Source organism: Roseovarius sp. MBR-51 (assembly GCF_053628575.1).
The window spans coordinates 337,194-353,107 of sequence record NZ_JBRJGQ010000003.1 but is presented as its reverse complement, the minus strand read 5'-3'; the positions used below and the strand labels follow the sequence as shown (position 1 = coordinate 353,107).

Genomic DNA, 15,914 nt, shown 5'->3' with positions numbered 1-15,914 from the left:
CTTGGTTGCATAGAGCGGCGCTGATGTCGCCAATGGTAAAGGAACGAACATGACCGATATTCGCGCGGAACTCGAAGCGAGGCTTGACAGGCTGGAGTTGCCGGACGGCGGCAGTCTGATGTCACGGGACATGGTGCGCGCGTTGGTGGTCGAGGCGGGCGAGGTGCGCTTTGTCATCGAGGCGCCCAACCCCGAGATGGCCCGCAAAATGGAGCCGGTGCGCGCCGCCGCCGAGCGCGCCGCCATGAGCCTGCCAGGGGTCAGCCGTGCCACCGTGGTTCTGACGGCGCAGGCCGCGCCGCCCTCGCTCAAGCTGGGCCAGCATCCCAAAGGGGGCAATGCGTCGATCCGGCCCGAGGGGATTGCGACATTGCTCGCGGTGGCCAGTGGCAAGGGCGGTGTCGGCAAATCCACCGTGGCCTCTAACCTTGCGGTGGCGCTGGCGCGGCAGGGGCGGCGCGTGGGGTTGCTCGATGCCGATATTCATGGGCCAAGCCAGCCGCGCATGATGGGGCTGACAGGGCGACCGCAAAGCCCGGATGGCACACGGATCATTCCGCTGGAGGCGCATGGCGTCAAGGTGATGTCGATCGGGCTGATGCTCGACCCCGCCAAGGCGGTGATCTGGCGGGGGCCGATGCTGATGGGGGCGCTGCAACAGATGTTGGCGCAGGTGGACTGGGGCGATCTGGATGTGTTGATCGTCGATCTGCCGCCGGGCACGGGCGATGTGCAACTGACGCTGAGCCAGCGGGCGCGTCCCGATGGGGCGATCATCGTCTCGACGCCGCAGGATGTGGCGCTCCTCGATGCGCGCAAGGCGATGGATATGTTCCGCACGCTGGAGGTGCCGATTCTGGGCATGATCGAGAATATGTCCTTCTTCACATGTCCTGATTGCGGGCATGAGGCGCATGTCTTTGGGCATGGTGGGGTGCGCAGGGAGGCGGAGGGTCTTGGCCTGCCGCTGTTGGCAGCCTTGCCGATTGATCTGGAAACCCGGTCGGCAGGCGATGCGGGCTGTCCGGTGGCGGCGGGTGACAGCGCGGCGGCGCAGGCCTATGGCGCGTTGGCGCTGCGACTGATCCGCGAAGGCCGGGGCTGAGGGGCGGCCGGGGGCGTTGCCCCCGAGGCCGCCACGGTATGTCAGGCCAAATGAGGCGGGAGTCAGTCGCTGATCGGCGTGGCCACCAATCCGAGGCGACGGGCGCTGTCTAGGGAGAGCGTGTCACTGTCGAGACCGAGCGGGATCTGATAGCGCCGGATCGCCGCGCGGGTGCGCGGGTCCATACGGGCAGTGACGGGACCGCTGTAGAGGCTGCGTGCGGCGAGGGCGCGCTGCACCGAGGCGATGAAGTCAGGCGTCTGCACATCGGCGCAGGGGGTTTCATACCAAGTGGTCACGCGCTCTTGCAGGATGGCCTGCCGGGTGACGGTGGCATAGGTGGCGGGGCTCAGGATCTTGCCCGAGGCATCGGTTTCAGCGGGGGACAGCTGCACCTGTTCGGTGACGGTCTCGATCACTGCGGGCGTATCCTTTTTGCCCCAGCAGGTGCCGGGGGCGGCCCCCGGCGGGGCCTCTGCCCCGACGTTTGATCCGCTCGCGTTGGGGGCCACGGTCTGACACGCCGCGAGGGACAGGGCCAAGGCGAGGCATGAGAGTGTGGGGCGGATCATCTGCGGAGGGCCTCGTGGGCAATGTTCGCCTGAGTCTAGCCGGTTTGACCTGGGGGGGAAAGCGGGCTGTCGGGATCGGCCAGGAGGTCGAGCAGGGCCGAGATATCCTCGATCTCTTCGGCCACCACATGGGTCACACCGGCCTGTCGTTCCACCCGGCCGGTCACGCGCAGCATGCGTCCGGCGATGACCGCACGGCGAAACCGCTCGAACACCTTGCGCCAGATCACGACATTGACCACGCCGGTTTCATCCTCGAGCGTGACAAAGACCACACCGCGCGCTGTGCCGGGGCGTTGGCGCACCAGAACCAGACCCGCCACGGTGATGCGCGCGCCCGAGGCGACCTCTGACAGGCGGGCGGCGATGAGGGCGGAAGGTGGGCGGGGAATGGCGGGCATTAAACTTTTGACCATTCTTCGAGCTTATACAATAGTACTTAATTCAAGCGCTGTATAACATAAATAATCTTTATGCACACACTCTCAATAAAAATCCTATGTCGCAGGTTAGCGACTAAAGTACTTTAGTACATACGATTGTTTAGGAATGTAAAAGCGATAAGATCGTCAAGTTCGTGAGGCTGTGCGTTTCTCAGACTCCTTATATCCAGGGGTGCTGATGGCATCCTTTATTGAAAGTAAATTGCCTTTTAGCCTAAGCAGGCTGGAAAACTCTTCTAAAAAAACACCAGGTATTGTTTTGACTGTATCCATGTCAATGAAGATCGCAGGCGTATCACTACGAGAAATCAGGTCATCCATAGCGTTCTGATAGCTCCTGGCAATTTGAATCGCTTCAGCAAACCCATCGCCAAAATCGGCTTCTCGGTTAAAAATAGATCTTACAACTGCCAATGGATTTCGAACGCAGACGACAAAGACTGGATTACGCAAGGTGCTTATAAGTTCAGGAACATACTCTGTGGCGCGGGGCAGTTTAAAGCCCCAGCGAGTGTTCTGCTGATTTCTTCTTTTTATGAGTTCCTTATAAGCGGGGCGCTCCGGAAGTTGTACTTGCATGAGGAACTTTGCTGGAACGGCGTGCAGCATTTCCTTGTCTTCATAGTTGTGAGGTCCTAGGTCGTCTCCTATGAAATAGCCAAGATTGAAAAGGGTATAGCTAACTATCGAGGTGCCCCCCCTCGGTGCGCCGCAAACAACAAGAGTCTCCGATCCGATCCTCTTGTGCATCTCGTCCGGCTGAAGCACGAACATCGTCCGCAACGGCAGAATTTTGACATTCACTAGAGCTGATTGCATCATTAGATATCTACTTTGAGCTGTATGAAGTGTCGTCATACTTAGATACCAAGATGCTTTCAAGAAAGACCAAAACCACGAGCTTGTGATGGCCCCCGTAACAACGTTCAGAATAGCCGAGAAGTCTCGAATTCTTCTCTTTCTACTGAGCAAAATGGGCCCTCTAAGCTGAGGCCGGTTTTTCACGATTTGCGTCTGATCGCTCGAGGTTTCGCGCCCGGATCCCTATCGCCTTGGCCCGAAATTGCTCTATGGTGCGCGCACAGAGGCATTCCGATGCCAACGCCCTTTTCATTCAGACCACAGGCGCGCGCCGATGCCCGTTGTGACCTTTCATGTCGGCATGCCGAAATGCGCGACAACAACGATCCAGAGTTTTCTGGCGGAGCGGGCCGAGTGGTTGGCGGCACGGGGGGGGGCAGGTCTATGAGCACCATCCCGAGGACCGCACGCGCAATCAGGGCAATGCGGCGCAACTGGCTGCTTTTTGTGCGGCGCGCGATCTGGCGCGGATGGAGGCCCATCTGGGGTATTTCCTGAGGTCGGGGCGCGATGTGCTCTTGAGCAGCGAGATCCTGTTTGATTTGTGGCGTGAGGACGGGTTCGTGCCGCTGCGTGAGGCGGTCGCGCAGTTGGGCTATGACCTGCGGGTGGTGGTCTATCTCAAGCGGCAGGATCTATGGATCGAGAGCGATTTCAAACAGCATGTGAAGGGGCGGAGTGACTGGGTCGGACCGTTCGAGGACTTGCTCGAACGGCGCGTCACGCGGGGCACGTTGGATTATCACAAGCTCCTCATGCAGTGGGCGATGCAGGTGGGGCGGGAGGCGATGACCGTGGTGCCGCTCACCCCGTCGCAGCCGCAGGGCTATGCGATCGAGCGGTTTCTGGAGGTGATCGGGCTGGCACCGCCTGAGAGTGGTCTGGACATCCCGCGCCAGAATGTGAGCCCGCCCGCGGCGGTGATCGAGGCGGCCCGCCACATCAAGGCCGCGCTGATCGGGCAGGGTCTTGGGACCGAAGAGAGAGCCGCCGTGATGGCCGGGTTCTTTGCGGTGTCAGAGGCGCTGACGGGGGCGGAACGGGATGCCGGCGCTCTGAGTCCGGTCGAGCGGCGGGCGTTGCTGGACCGTTGTGCGCCGTCCAATGCTGCCTTGGCGCGCGCGTTTCTGGGGGGCGTTGCGCCGTTTGAGAACCCGGACCCGGATGCGAGCGTGGATTGGGTGCCTCTGTCGGAGCGGGCGCTGGATGTTCTATCCGGATGCGTGGCGCGGTCGCTGATACGTCGCGAGCCGGAGGCCGGGGGGCCATCGCTCTTGGGGCGGCTTTCGGGTTTCCTGCGACGCTGAGGACCGCGGCAATTCTGCAATTCTTTTCTGACGCAAGTGCAAATTGGGCTGGTCTCAGCCGGGGGCCTTGATTAGGTAGTCCGCAAAAGCGACGCAATGGAGTGAGCCCAGACATGGCTAAAATCACCTATATCGAGCATAATGGCACCCGGCATGAGGTCGAGGTGGCCAATGGCCTGACCGTGATGGAAGGCGCGCGCGACAACAATATCCCCGGCATCGAGGCCGATTGCGGCGGGGCCTGCGCCTGTTCCACCTGTCACGTCTATGTCGATCCGAGTTGGGTGGGCAAGCTGCCCGCCAAGGATGACATGGAAGAGGATATGCTCGATTTCGCCTATCAACCAGATCCTGAGCGGTCGCGGCTGACCTGTCAGTTGAAGGTGACGGACGCGCTGAATGGTCTGGTTGTGCAGATGCCGGAAAAGCAGATCTGATCTACCCGGGGCGGGCGCAACGCCCCCTACCGGCTGTCTCTCAGGGAGCGCGCCAACCAAAAGCGTCGATCCGGCGGTTATGGGCGCGGTGACGAGCGCGTGCGTGATCGCCTCAACGGCGGCTCTGTGTTGACGAGACCGTGATATGCGGCACCCAAGGGTGGATTGACGTAACATGTTGATCATCCTAGGATTCGGCGCATAAGAAGTGTTGCGAGTGGTGGCTGAATGCTTGGTTTGCTTTTGGTGGCGATGGGGGTTCTGGGCGCGTCCTTTGTCATCAGTGATGACAGTCACTCTGATACGGTTTCCAATGAGGTTCCGCCCGACGAGGACAACGTCGGAGAGGAAGTTCCCCCCATAACAATCCCTGAAGACCCTGACGAGGAAGAGCCGGTCGTAGATGGCCCACGCCAATTCGGCATGGTGGCGCTTTCACGTCAGCTTGAGGACGATGCAGGCACGCCGTTTGACGATGTGATCGCGATTGACAGCGGGTTCGCCCGAAATCCGTCAGGCGCAGGATTGGTGCCGGTTTTCAATTCCGTAGACGCCGGGGCGGGCAATGATCGCCTCTACGTATCCGGCGGCACGGGTATCGGGGGTGAGGGCGACGATACGATTTCACTGTTTGAGGGTCAGAGCCCCATTCAGTTTTCAGGCACCGAGTTCGAGGACTTGCCGGGAGTGCAGCCTGTTGCACTGGGGGGGGCTGGCAATGATCTGATCGAGACGTTCGTTGGGGGCGTTGGTGTGGTCGACGCGGGCGAGGGCAATGACACCGTTGATGTCTATTCAGACAGGTCCGGAGACGGTGTTGATGTGACCTTAGGCGATGGCGATGATCTCATCCGGTATTTTTCCAGTAGGAGCCCGGGCGGCGTGATTGCCCAACTGCATGATTTCAATCCGGCCGAAGACAGGATCGAGATCGTTCGGGATATTGCCGAGGGTTCGGTTCTTGGGGAGATGACCGGATTTGGAGTGACAATTACCCCCGGCACCGGGGAAGAGCCATCTGTTCTGGCGGTTACTGTCACTCATGCCGATCCCGCACTCCCTCCTGAGGTTTACCGCTATTTCGCTGAAGGGCTGGAGGCGACACAGGCGGACGAGATTCGGATCGGCTTTGTCGATGACTTGGGAGAGGAAGATGGGACGCTAATCGAACCTCTGCGCGACGGCAGCGATCTTGTGTTCACCCTTCGGTCCGAGGATTTGGCAACCCTTTCGGCGCAGACGCTTGACGTGTCCGGACAGGACGGAAATCCGCTCGCGGATATTACCCGTGTCGTGCTGAATATTGATGAGACTATAGAGGGCACATTCGAGGTTCACGATAGCGGACTCTTTATAAGGCATACGGGCTTTGGGGATGGGATCACCTCGCACTTCCGGCATGTCGTGTTTAGTCCGGCAGAGCTTGACGGGGCAACCGTGACCGAGGTGAAGCTGGCGGATGCGCCCTTTACGTTTTTGTCGATAGACGGACCCCCAGAGTACGTAGCGGATGGTCTGCTCGATCTTCCGCAATTCTTGGCACCAAACGTCGAAGTCGTTCGGTTATTCAGAGGTGAACGTCTTACGGATACGTTCCATCCCGAGAATGAGCGGAACACGGTCAATGATATAGAGATTGTGATCAACCGAGTGGCGCTTTCGTAGGCTGTGACCTCTGGAAACGTGGGATTTCGTTTCGGGTTGGCACCCGAGCAAATGCCCGCTTAGAGCACTGCGCGCTGCATGGTGATCGAGGTGGGGCGGTCATATCCGGGATGGGCGGTTTCGCCGGTTTTGACAAAGCCCATTTTGGCAAAGGCCCGGTGGTTTTCCACCAGTTCCACGCGGACCTGCAATTCCACCGCGTTGTGGCCGAGGGCACGGGCGCGGTCCATGGCGTGATCCACCAGCAGCGCAGCCAGACCTTGCCCGCGCCACGCTGCATCGACGGCGAGTTTGCCCAGATAGAGGCAATCTGATTTTGGGGTCAGGAAAACGCAGGCCACGGGTGGGGTACCGATGATCCAAACCTCGCCATCGCGGCAGTGCTGGTCGATGGTTTCTGCGGTCAGACGGTGCATGGAGGAGGGCGGGTCGATCCGGCCCTCCATCTGCGCAAAGCTGCGGCGGATGAGATCGAGGATCGCCTCGGCCTGCCCGCTGCCGGGTTGCACCCGGACCGGGGCCGTGTCGATGGTCATTTCAGCGCGCGCCAGCCGATGTCGCGGCGGCAAAAGCCCTCGGGCCAGTCGATGCGGTCGACCATGGCATAGGCGCGGTCTGCGGCCTCGCGCAGCGTGGTGCCACGGGCCGTGGCGGCCAGAACGCGTCCCCCCGTCGCGGTGATCTGCCCATCGGCGCGGGTGGTGCCTGCGTGAAAGACCATGTGAAAGCTGTCCTCGGGGCACGCCTCCAGCCCTTTGATCACGCTGCCTTTTTCGTAATCTCCGGGATAGCCCTGCGCGGCCAGAACGACCGTCAGGGCGTGATCCTCGGCCCAAGTGACGGAAATATCGCCCAACCGCCCTTCGGACGTGGCGAGCAGGAGGTCGAGCGCCTGCGCGCCCAAGCGCATCATCAGAACCTGACATTCGGGATCGCCAAAGCGGCAGTTGTATTCGACAAGTCGGGCTGCGCCGTCCTTGATCATAAGCCCGACGAAGAGCACGCCTTGATAGGGCGTGCCGCGCCGCGCCATTTCGGCCAAGGTGGGGCGGACGATCTGATCGAGCGCCTGTTGGGTCACGGCGTCGGTCATCACCGGCGCAGGGGAATAGGCCCCCATGCCGCCGGTATTGGGGCCGGTGTCGCCCTCGCCCACGCGCTTGTGGTCCTGTGCCGTGCCGATGGGCAGGGCGGTTTCGCCGTCGCAGAGGACGAAAAAGCTGGCCTCCTCACCGTCCATGAATTCCTCGATCACCACCTCTGCCCCGGCGTTGCCAAACTCGCCGCTGAACATGTCGTCAAGGGCGGCGAGGGCCTCCTCCTCGGTCATGGCGACGATCACGCCCTTGCCGGCGGCCAGACCGTCGGCCTTGACCACGATGGGGGCACCCTGGGCCGTGACATAGGCGCGGGCGGCGGCGAGCTCGGTGAAATGGGCATAGGCGGCGGTGGGCGCGTTTGCGGCGTCGCAGATGGCTTTGGTAAAGCTCTTGGAGGCCTCAAGCCGGGCGGCGGCGGCGGAGGGGCCAAAGACCAGCAACCCGGCGTCGCGCAGGCGGTCGGCCACGCCTGCGGCAAGCGGGGCCTCGGGGCCGATGATCACGAAATCAATCGCCTCTGCCTCGCAAAAGCCCGCGATGGCCCCGCCGTCGAGGATGTCTAGCGCGGCACATTCGGCAATTTCGGCGATGCCGGCATTGCCTGGCGCCACGATCAGCCGGTCGCATTTGGGGTTTTGCAGCACGGCCCATGCGAGCGCGTGTTCCCGCCCGCCCGATCCAAGGATGAGAATGTTCATGGCGGCAACTCCTGCTTGGCCTCGGTTGGTCCGCGTTCTAAGGTGGCGGGCAGCCAGACACAAGGCAGGAGGGGTGCGCGCATGTCCGATCTGATCGACGATCCCGAAGAGGGGGGCAATGCCCCGGAATTTTCCGTCTCGGACCTGTCGGGGGCGATCAAGCGGATGATCGAGGGCGAGTTTTCCCATGTCCGCGTGCGCGGCGAATTGGGGCGCATCTCGCGGCCCCGGTCGGGGCATATCTATCTGGATCTCAAGGACGATTCTGCGGTTCTGGCGGGGATCATCTGGAAGGGGGTGGCGACGCGATTGGCCGTGCAGCCCGAAGAGGGGATGGAAGTGGTCGCCACGGGGCGGCTGACCACCTTTCCCGGTCAATCGCGCTATCAGATCATCATCGAGGATATGAAACCGGCGGGCATGGGCGCGCTGATGGCGATGCTGGAAAAGCGCAAGGCGGCGCTGGCGGCCGAAGGGCTGTTCGCCCCGGAGCGCAAGCAGGCGCTGCCCTATCTGCCGGATATCATCGGGGTTGTGACCTCGCCCTCGGGTGCGGTGATCCGGGATATTCTGCACCGGCTGCGCGACCGTTTTCCGCGCAAGGTACTGATCTGGCCTGTGGCTGTGCAGGGTGACAAATGTGCTGTTGAGGTGGCGCGGGCGATCCGGGGGTTCAATGCGATGACGCCGGGTGGCGCGCTGCCGCGCCCCGATTTGATCATCGTGGCGCGGGGCGGTGGATCGGTCGAGGATCTCTGGGGCTTCAACGAGGAAATCGTGGTGCGGGCGGCGGCGGAAAGTGCGATTCCGCTGATTTCCGCGGTGGGCCATGAGACCGACACGACGCTGATTGATTTTGCATCTGACAAGCGCGCGCCCACGCCCACGGCGGCGGCGGAACTGGCGGTGCCGGTGCGGCTGGATTTGCTGGCCTGGGTCGAGGGGCAGGGCGCGCGGCTGAGCCATGCCCTCAGCCAAGGGGTGAGTTTGCGCGGTCAGCGGTTGCGCGATCTGGCGCGGGCCTTGCCGCGCGCGGAGGTGTTGCTTGACGCGCCACGGCAACGGCTGGATGCGTTGGGCGAGCGCCTGCCTGCGGCGCTGATCCGGTCGGTGCAGGTGCGGCGGGTGCATTTGTCGGAGACAGCGGGGGCGTTGCGCCCGGCGCTCTTGCGGCGTGCGGTCGAGGGGGATCAGCGGCGGTTGCAGGCGACGGCGGCGCGGCTCAATGTGCATGCGCTGAACCGCGATATTGCGCAGAAGCGGCGCGATCTGGACCGGGTTTCGGTGCGGTTTTCGGATGCGGCGGGGCGTCAGGTGCAAGGCTGGCAGGATCGGCTTGCGGCGTTGGACCGCTTGCGTGAGACGCTGGGATACAAGGCCACGCTCAAGCGCGGCTATGCAGTCGTGCGCGGCGATGGGGCGGTTGTGACGACACGCAAGGCTGCGGCGGGGGCGGCGGCGCTGGAGATCGAGTTTGCCGATGGGATGCTGGATGTGTCGGGCACCGGACCTGCGGTGTCAGTCCCGAAGGTCAAGCCCAAGACGCCGCCTGAGGGGCAGGGGAGTTTGTTTTGAGCCAGTGGACGCTCTGCGCTAACTTTCCATCCAGATTGTCACTGGCCCGTCATTGACCAAAGACACTTTCATATCCGCCCCGAACTGACCCAGTTTGGTGGGAATACGCTGCTCAGCAAACTGTTGTGCGAAATGCAGATAGAGCTGATGGCCGGTCTCCGGGTCCGCCGCCGTGGAAAAACCGGGCCGATTGCCGCGCGAGGTATCGGCAGCAAGCGTGAACTGGCTGATGACCAGAACGCTGCCGCCGATGTCGATCAAAGAGCGGTTCATCTTGCCCGCCTCATCGGGGAAGATCCGCAGCTTGGCAACCTTGGCCGCCAGCCGTTCCGCGTTGGCCTGCGTATCGCCCTGCATGGCGCAGACAAGGATCAAAAGACCCCGCCCGCATCGGCCAATGGTCTCGCCATCGACCGCGACGGAGGCCTCGGAAACACGTTGCAAAAGGGCGCGCATAAGGAACCTCCGGGGGCAGCGGCACTCAGCCGCGCAGATCGAGCACCTCGTCCAATCCCGCCCGGCTGGTGCGGAATTTATTGGCGGGGTGGTCCACATCGGGCAAGCCAAAGGAAATCGCGCAGAGAATCAGGCGGCTGTCAGGCAGGGCGAAATGCGTGCGGATCATCGGCGCATAGGCCGCGACGGAGGCCTGCGCAATGGTGGCGATGCCAAGCGCCGAAGCCGCCAGCATGAAGGCCGTGATAAAGCCGCCGGTGTCCATTGCGCCGTAAGCGCCGAGCGCCTTTTCGGAATGGATGAGCGCCACATGTGGCGCGCCAAAGAGGTGGTAATTCTGCATGGATTGTTCGGCGCGTGCGGCGCGGTCGTTGCGGGCGATGCCTGCGGCCTCGTAGAGTTGCAACCCGCACTCCATTCGTCGCGCGCCATGCGCCCCCGGATAGCTCTCGGGCCAAGGCAGGTCAGGGGCAGGGCGGTCACGTTGCACCGCGTCTAGCAGGGCTGCGCGAAAGCGGTCGGTTTCCGCGCCCTGCGTCACGGTGATCTGCCACGGCTGGGCGTTGCACCAAGAGGGCGCTCGGCCTGCGGCGGCGACGATCTGGCGGATTTTGTCCTCGGGCACCGGATCAGGCCGGAAGGCGCGACAGGAATGACGGGCGTGCAAAAGGTCGTTGAGTGTTTCGAGTCCGTCTGTCATTCAGCGATGTCCTTGCCCGGCCATGATATTCAAGGCACGCGGCCCTGAACGATGATCATAGGGCGAGTTTTGCGGGTTATCCATGCCCCAGCGGGCGAATTTCCGCTGGTCGTGCCCTATAATACGCCTTGTTCAAGGGCGATGACATAGCCCACAGCGCCCGCGATGATCGCGCCGAGGAGCACGGCGAATGTGATCTTCCAGAAGGACCATGGGCGCTCGCCCTGCACACGCCCGGTGCGACCGTTGACGACGAAGCGGTAGGTTTGGCCACGGTATTTATAGGCTGCGAGCCAGACGGGCAGCAGGATGTGTTTGAAGGTGACGGCGCTGATCTCGGTGTTGATTTCGTGGATTTGCTGGCGGTCGCCGCCGATGTCAAAGCGCACGTCGCGGGCGATGATCGCATCCATACGGGTGCGCGCCTCGGTGAAACCGATGTCCAGATCGACGCTATAGCCCTCGGCGCGGAAGCCTGCGAGGAATTCCGGGTTATAGGGTTCGAGAGCGGCCAGATCCCACGGCTCCAGCGCCTCGGTGAAGCGTTTGGGCAGGGATTTGGAGGCGAGCACGAGCATGTCATCAAAAAACCGCGAGACCCGGCCCGAGGCGGGAGTCCAGCGGATTTTGGGCACTTGCACCGTCTGGCGTTTGCCGTCGCGGATCACGGTTTGGGTGACGTAATAGACCGTGCCGCGTTCGCCCCGGTAGGAGGATTTGGTGTCGGCGTCGTAGGTCCAGTAGGGCACATAGATGCCCTGCATGCGGCGGCCCTTGCGGGCGTAATCCTGAAGCCCGTTCGGCGCGAACCAGAGGCGGCCGAGCCAGCCGGTCATGGCCTTTCGCGCGGTCGCCTCGTCGAGCGCGAAGGGCAGGAGCGCGCGAGGTTTGATATGGCGCTGGGTGCCGGTGTCGGTGACGACCGGCGAGGCACAGAAGGGGCATTCGGCGGCGTGGGTGTCGGAGCCAAGTTCAACCTGCGCGCCGCAACTGGTGCAGGTGGTGGTGCGGACCTCCTCCATCTCCTGCGCGGGGAGTTGATCGCGCAGAGCGCGGTCAAAGTCCAACTCCTTGATGCCGCCTTGCCAGGGAGCGTTGCCCGCAATCGGATGGATGTCGCCGCAGTGATCACAGATCAGGTGGTTCGCGCCGGGATCATAGCGGTAATCCGCACCACAGCTGACGCAGGGAAAGCGGTGCTGGGTTTCGGTCTCTGCTGGCTCGGGGGGGGGCGTATTTTGCATGGGGCTCATAGAATGGGATGCACGGCGCGTGGGGTAATGCGGCGCAATGCCCCATCACCCAGTGCAGTATGGCGCCAGAGGTTGAAGGTGGCGTGCAGCGCCGAGGCGGCCAGAAGTGCCAAGAGCAGTTTGCGCGCCTCGGGGCCGGGGAGGGATTGGCCAAGGGCCTCGGCGGCAAGAGCCAGAGCGCCCCACGCGAGCAGCGCATAGAGTGCGCGGTGCAGCCACGGGTGCAGGGTGCGAAACGCGCCATCGAGTTTTGGGCCCGGTCCGTTCAAGAGGCCAAACGCCAGCGCCAGCGCACACATGCTGAGCGCTGAGAGGCTGTAGGCGACGGAGAGCCAGATCGTGGCCCCGCCATCGCCCAGCACAAAGAGCAACAGCATCAGGTTGAGCCAGTGCAGCGTGATTGTGGCGCGGCGGCGCATGCGGTCACAGACCCGGCGGGGGCGGGGGCATCACGGTGAAGAGTTGTGCCAGTTCGGCCACGTCTTCGGCCCGTTTCCAGCCGTCCTGGCCTGCGGTCCAGACATGGCTTTCGCGGGTGAGCTTGCCGTCAGTAACCATCCGGCCCATGGATGCCTTGGAATAGGGGCCGTGGGTCTGGCCGTTTTCAGCGATGTGCCAGACGTGTTCAACGGGTGGTGGCGGGGGTGGGGTCTGGGCTGCGGCGGCCGGGGTGCCTTGGCGTGCGCCCCATGGCCCGTCCTGTGCGAGGTTCTGCGCCATGGCCATACCCATGCCCATGCCAAGCCCCGCGCCGATGCCTGCGCCGCCGGAGGGGTTCTTGGCCGCGGCGGTCATGGCCTCTGCGGCGGAATACTGGGTGAATTTGCCCAAATCGCCGGCGATGCCCATCGAGGTGCGTTTGTCGAGCGCGGCTTCGACCTCGGGGGGGAGCGAAATGTTTTCGATGTAGAACTCGGGGATTGTGAGGCCGTATTCCGCGACGATGGCGGAAATCTCGCCTGCGACCAGCTTGCCCAGATCGGCGGTGTTGGCGGCCATGTCCAGCACCGGGATGCCGGAGCCTGCGATAATCCGCGAAAATGCCTGCACGATGATGTTGCGGATCTGAAAGCTGATCTCATCCATGGTGAATTCGCCGTCGGTGCCGACGATTTCGGAGAGGAACTTGGCGGCGTCGGCCACGCGCACCGTGTAGGTGCCAAAGGCCCGGATGCGCGTGGGGCCGAATTCGGGATCGCGCAGCATGATGGGGTTCTTGGTGCCCCATTTGAGGTTGTTGAACCGGGTGGTCGAGACGAAATAGATCTCGGATTTGAAGGGGGATTTGAAGCCGTGATCCCAATGTTGCAAGGAGGTCATGATGGGCATGTTGTTGGTCTCGAGCATGTAGAGACCGGGGGTGAAGACATCGGCCAACTGCCCTTCGTGCACGAACACGGCGGCCTGCCCTTCGCGGACAGTGAGTTTCGCGCCGTATTTGATCTCGTGGCCTTCGCGCTCGAATCGCCAGACCATCGTGTCGCGGGTGTCGTCGGTCCAGTGGATGACGTCGATGAACTGGCCGGAGAGGAAATCGAAGATGGGCATCGGGATACTCCTGTAGTCGGGGATCAGACCGGCCCGCCAGACCGCGCATCGAGCAGACGGCGCAGGATGGGGCGGGCCTCGTCGGGGGACATGCCGGGTTTAAGATCGGGGTGATAGAGCAGCCAGAGCAGCTCTTCGTCATGGCTGGTGAGCAGGGCAAATTCGTCGTCGTCATTGAAGATCGAGGGGCGCGCGGCTGGGCTGTCATCGGCGAGGCCAAGTCCCTGTGCCAATTCTTCGTGAACGCAGGACTGGCGCATCAGAGGGGGATGTTCGGCGCGGATGAGGGCAATTGCGCGGCGATAGGTATGATCCGCGCCCTGACCGGAAAAGGCCACCACGAGGCAGTGAATCGAGCGCGGCATGTCGCGGAAGATGGCGAGGGTGCTGGGGCCGGCCTCGGGGGCGAGTTGGCGGATGCGGGCGAGCGTGGTGTCGCGGTCATCCTCGCCCACAAAGAGAACGTGGAAATTGGGGCTGCCCGCGCTGGTGCTGATCGGGTGGCGGGTGACGCGCGCCAGCCGCGCGGCATAATCGGCGACAAGACGGCGGTCTTCGGCACGCTGGTCCTCGGAGACGGACGCGCCGAATTCGACATTGATGCGGACTGGCCCCATCCATTTGCGCAGGCCTCCGGCGCGCCCGGTGGAGGGGCGATAGCCCGCGCCCTGCTGGTATTCGTCGTAAAACGCGATGCGCTCGAAATTGCGCAGGATGTCGGTGTCCGTAAAGGGCGTGTCTGGCCCGCCACCGTCACGGCGCAGGAGACCGCGGCTGAGAAGGTCCGTCTCGACGCGTTGGTAATAGGCGGCAAGCGCCTGACTGTCGGCGGAGGGGCCGGAGCCCGTGGTGGGCGGGAGCGCCGTGGGGCGCGCCGCCGGACGCGCCGACATCGAGGGGGCGGAGGGCATGTCGCAGGCGGCAAGCGCCGTCAGCGCCAGTCCCATGACCCCCCATTTCAAACGGACAGCGTGCATGCCTCTGACTTAGCTCTTGGGCACCGAGGTGCCTGCGGTATCGCCGATGCCGTCGCGGCGGGACTTGGCGGAGGCCAGCGTGTCGCGCAATTCGGCCTCCATCTTCTTGAGCTCTTCCTCGGCCTTGGCGCGTTTAGCCTTGCCCTCGTCGGCGATTTGCAGGCTCTCCTGAATGGTGCCGATGAGATCGGCATTGGCCTGCTTTACCGCCTCAATGTCGAACACGCCGCGTTCCATTTCCTGCCTGATCATCTTGTTGCTCTCGCGCAGGTTCTTGGCGTTGGCGGTCAGCAGTTCGTTGGTAAGGTCATTGGCGTCGCGCACCGCCGCCGCGGCCTCTGCCGAGCGCTGGATCGTGACGGCCTGTGCCAGTTGGGTTTCCCAGAGCGGCACGGTGTTGACGAGGGTCGAGTTGATCTTGGTCACGAGCGATTTGTCGTTCTCCTGCACCAGACGAATCGATGGCAGGGATTGCATCGTCACCTGACGGGTGAGTTTGAGATCATGCACCCGGCGTTCCAGATCGTCGCGGGCGGCGCGCAGATCGCGGAGTTCCTGCGCCTTCATCACCTGATCATTCTCTGGCGCGGCCTGAACGGCGGCCTCGGCGGCGGGGATGTCGTTGGTGTCGATATCCTTGAGCTTGGCCTCGCCCGCTGCGATGTAGAGGGCGAGTTCGTCGTAGAAGGCCAGTGTCTTCTCATAGAGCATGTCGAGGGATTTGATATCCTTCAGGAGCGTATGTTCATGCGCCAGAAGGTCATCGGTGATCTTGTCGATCTGGCCCTGTACCTGCTCGAACCGGGCTGTGAATTTGGCGAAGGGGGCGGCACGGCCCAGCAGTTTTTCCCACCACGACCGTTCGCGGCGCACGTCGAGTTCCGAGACGGCAAAGCCGCGAATCGTGGTGACGATGCCGCGCAGGCTGTCGCCTGCCGGTCCCACATCCTTGTTCCGCACGCCCTGCAGCATGGCTTGGGAAATCTCTTGCAATTCGGCCTGCGCGGCAGAGCCGAAGGACACGATCGACTGGGTGTCGTCCATGTCGATTTCAGCCATGCGGCGCGTGATTTCGGCGCTGGCGGGGGCGTCGGCCTGATCCAGTGTCACGATGGCATTGGCATCGGTGGGAACAGGGAGGATCGCGCGGTTGACGGCCTCGACATCCTTGAGGGCGGCTTCGGCCTTCTGACGGGTGGTCTCTGACATGTGATCGG

17 protein-coding genes are annotated in these 15,914 nt (G+C 62.9%); 5 read left to right on the top strand and 12 right to left on the bottom strand.

Going from position 1 to position 15,914, the window contains the following annotated elements; translation table 11 throughout:
- The first annotated feature begins 49 nt into the window (after nt 1–49).
- On the top strand, nt 50–1,105 hold the full coding sequence (locus ACSSVY_RS06235; RefSeq protein WP_454268539.1) for an Mrp/NBP35 family ATP-binding protein: 1,056 nt from the start codon (nt 50–52) through the stop codon (nt 1,103–1,105).
- Nucleotides 1,106–1,167: 62 nt separating this feature from the next.
- Here the strand turns inward: ACSSVY_RS06235 and ACSSVY_RS06230 are convergent, their stop codons facing one another.
- From ACSSVY_RS06230 to ACSSVY_RS06220, 3 genes are all read right to left on the bottom strand, one after another.
- Nucleotides 1,168–1,677 (bottom strand): peptidoglycan-binding domain-containing protein, encoded by a 510-nt coding sequence (locus ACSSVY_RS06230; RefSeq protein WP_454268538.1) that lies wholly within the window; start codon nt 1,675–1,677, stop codon nt 1,168–1,170.
- 35 nt (nt 1,678–1,712) lie between these two features.
- The gene (locus ACSSVY_RS06225; RefSeq protein WP_454268537.1) at nt 1,713–2,078 is read right to left on the bottom strand and encodes an OB-fold nucleic acid binding domain-containing protein; all 366 of its coding nucleotides are present in this window, start codon (nt 2,076–2,078) and stop codon (nt 1,713–1,715) included.
- Nucleotides 2,079–2,246: 168 nt separating this feature from the next.
- Entirely contained in the window at nt 2,247–2,978 is a 732-nt protein-coding gene (locus tag ACSSVY_RS06220; protein ID WP_454268536.1) for a hypothetical protein, read from the bottom strand.
- A gap of 296 nt (nt 2,979–3,274) precedes the next feature.
- Between ACSSVY_RS06220 and ACSSVY_RS06215 the strand changes: the two genes are divergently transcribed.
- The 3 genes from ACSSVY_RS06215 to ACSSVY_RS06205 all read left to right on the top strand — a co-directional run bounded on the left by ACSSVY_RS06215 (nt 3,275) and on the right by ACSSVY_RS06205 (nt 6,390).
- Nucleotides 3,275–4,288 (top strand): hypothetical protein, encoded by a 1,014-nt coding sequence (locus ACSSVY_RS06215; RefSeq protein ID WP_454268535.1) that lies wholly within the window; start codon nt 3,275–3,277, stop codon nt 4,286–4,288.
- 113 nt (nt 4,289–4,401) lie between these two features.
- Nucleotides 4,402–4,725, top strand: a complete 324-nt coding sequence (locus ACSSVY_RS06210; protein WP_009818199.1) for a 2Fe-2S iron-sulfur cluster-binding protein — start codon at nt 4,402–4,404, stop codon at nt 4,723–4,725.
- 228 nt (nt 4,726–4,953) lie between these two features.
- Complete coding sequence (locus ACSSVY_RS06205; RefSeq protein WP_454268534.1) at nt 4,954–6,390, top strand: hypothetical protein; 1,437 nt, start codon at nt 4,954–4,956, stop codon at nt 6,388–6,390.
- 59 nt (nt 6,391–6,449) lie between these two features.
- Here ACSSVY_RS06205 and ACSSVY_RS06200 read toward each other — a convergent pair whose 3' ends face one another.
- Both ACSSVY_RS06200 and purD read right to left on the bottom strand, forming a co-directional pair.
- Nucleotides 6,450–6,926, bottom strand: coding sequence for a GNAT family N-acetyltransferase (locus ACSSVY_RS06200; RefSeq protein ID WP_454268533.1), 477 nt, complete (start codon nt 6,924–6,926; stop codon nt 6,450–6,452).
- A complete protein-coding gene (gene purD / locus ACSSVY_RS06195; protein ID WP_454268532.1) occupies nt 6,923–8,188 on the bottom strand; it encodes a phosphoribosylamine--glycine ligase in 1,266 nt (421 codons plus the stop codon). Before purD ends, ACSSVY_RS06200 begins: the two co-directional genes overlap by 4 nt.
- 81 nt (nt 8,189–8,269) lie before the next feature.
- Here purD and xseA point away from each other — a divergent pair, with 81 nt between their 5' ends.
- Nucleotides 8,270–9,763, top strand: a complete 1,494-nt coding sequence (xseA, locus tag ACSSVY_RS06190; protein WP_454268531.1) for an exodeoxyribonuclease VII large subunit — start codon at nt 8,270–8,272, stop codon at nt 9,761–9,763.
- Nucleotides 9,764–9,781: 18 nt separating this feature from the next.
- Here the strand turns inward: xseA and dtd are convergent, their stop codons facing one another.
- From dtd to ACSSVY_RS06155, 7 genes are all read right to left on the bottom strand, one after another.
- Nucleotides 9,782–10,219: a D-aminoacyl-tRNA deacylase gene (gene dtd / locus ACSSVY_RS06185; protein WP_454268530.1), complete on the bottom strand. Its 438-nt coding sequence runs from the start codon at nt 10,217–10,219 to the stop codon at nt 9,782–9,784.
- Between the two features lie 25 nt (nt 10,220–10,244).
- Nucleotides 10,245–10,919, bottom strand: a complete 675-nt coding sequence (locus ACSSVY_RS06180) for a nitroreductase (protein ID WP_454268529.1) — start codon at nt 10,917–10,919, stop codon at nt 10,245–10,247.
- A 116-nt stretch (nt 10,920–11,035) separates the two neighbouring features.
- The gene (locus ACSSVY_RS06175) at nt 11,036–12,163 is read right to left on the bottom strand and encodes a primosomal protein N' (replication factor Y) - superfamily II helicase (protein ID WP_454268600.1); all 1,128 of its coding nucleotides are present in this window, start codon (nt 12,161–12,163) and stop codon (nt 11,036–11,038) included.
- Between the two features lie 5 nt (nt 12,164–12,168).
- Complete coding sequence (locus tag ACSSVY_RS06170; RefSeq protein WP_454268528.1) at nt 12,169–12,591, bottom strand: hypothetical protein; 423 nt, start codon at nt 12,589–12,591, stop codon at nt 12,169–12,171.
- A gap of 4 nt (nt 12,592–12,595) precedes the next feature.
- Nucleotides 12,596–13,720, bottom strand: coding sequence for an SPFH domain-containing protein (locus ACSSVY_RS06165; protein WP_454268527.1), 1,125 nt, complete (start codon nt 13,718–13,720; stop codon nt 12,596–12,598).
- A 23-nt stretch (nt 13,721–13,743) separates the two neighbouring features.
- The gene (locus tag ACSSVY_RS06160) at nt 13,744–14,667 is read right to left on the bottom strand and encodes a DUF2927 domain-containing protein (protein ID WP_454268526.1); all 924 of its coding nucleotides are present in this window, start codon (nt 14,665–14,667) and stop codon (nt 13,744–13,746) included.
- Nucleotides 14,668–14,706: 39 nt separating this feature from the next.
- Entirely contained in the window at nt 14,707–15,906 is a 1,200-nt protein-coding gene (locus ACSSVY_RS06155) for a toxic anion resistance protein (RefSeq protein WP_454268525.1), read from the bottom strand.
- Nucleotides 15,907–15,914: the final 8 nt, after the last annotated feature.

Bases quoted from the DNA above. Each gene is read 5' to 3' on its own strand.
- ACSSVY_RS06235 (WP_454268539.1), top strand. From the start codon at position 50: ATGACCGATATTCGCGCGGAACTCGAAGCGAGGCTTGACAGGCTGGAG.
- ACSSVY_RS06230 (WP_454268538.1), bottom strand. From the start codon at position 1,677: ATGATCCGCCCCACACTCTCATGCCTCGCCTTGGCCCTGTCCCTCGCG.
- ACSSVY_RS06225 (WP_454268537.1), bottom strand. From the start codon at position 2,078: ATGCCCGCCATTCCCCGCCCACCTTCCGCCCTCATCGCCGCCCGCCTG.
- ACSSVY_RS06220 (WP_454268536.1), bottom strand. From the start codon at position 2,978: ATGACGACACTTCATACAGCTCAAAGTAGATATCTAATGATGCAATCA.
- ACSSVY_RS06215 (WP_454268535.1), top strand. From the start codon at position 3,275: ATGTCGGCATGCCGAAATGCGCGACAACAACGATCCAGAGTTTTCTGG.
- ACSSVY_RS06210 (WP_009818199.1), top strand. From the start codon at position 4,402: ATGGCTAAAATCACCTATATCGAGCATAATGGCACCCGGCATGAGGTC.
- ACSSVY_RS06205 (WP_454268534.1), top strand. From the start codon at position 4,954: ATGCTTGGTTTGCTTTTGGTGGCGATGGGGGTTCTGGGCGCGTCCTTT.
- ACSSVY_RS06200 (WP_454268533.1), bottom strand. From the start codon at position 6,926: ATGACCATCGACACGGCCCCGGTCCGGGTGCAACCCGGCAGCGGGCAG.
- purD (WP_454268532.1), bottom strand. From the start codon at position 8,188: ATGAACATTCTCATCCTTGGATCGGGCGGGCGGGAACACGCGCTCGCA.
- xseA (WP_454268531.1), top strand. From the start codon at position 8,270: ATGTCCGATCTGATCGACGATCCCGAAGAGGGGGGCAATGCCCCGGAA.
- dtd (WP_454268530.1), bottom strand. From the start codon at position 10,219: ATGCGCGCCCTTTTGCAACGTGTTTCCGAGGCCTCCGTCGCGGTCGAT.
- ACSSVY_RS06180 (WP_454268529.1), bottom strand. From the start codon at position 10,919: ATGACAGACGGACTCGAAACACTCAACGACCTTTTGCACGCCCGTCAT.
- ACSSVY_RS06175 (WP_454268600.1), bottom strand. From the start codon at position 12,163: ATGCAAAATACGCCCCCCCCCGAGCCAGCAGAGACCGAAACCCAGCAC.
- ACSSVY_RS06170 (WP_454268528.1), bottom strand. From the start codon at position 12,591: ATGCGCCGCCGCGCCACAATCACGCTGCACTGGCTCAACCTGATGCTG.
- ACSSVY_RS06165 (WP_454268527.1), bottom strand. From the start codon at position 13,720: ATGCCCATCTTCGATTTCCTCTCCGGCCAGTTCATCGACGTCATCCAC.
- ACSSVY_RS06160 (WP_454268526.1), bottom strand. From the start codon at position 14,667: ATGGGACTGGCGCTGACGGCGCTTGCCGCCTGCGACATGCCCTCCGCC.
- ACSSVY_RS06155 (WP_454268525.1), bottom strand. From the start codon at position 15,906: ATGTCAGAGACCACCCGTCAGAAGGCCGAAGCCGCCCTCAAGGATGTC.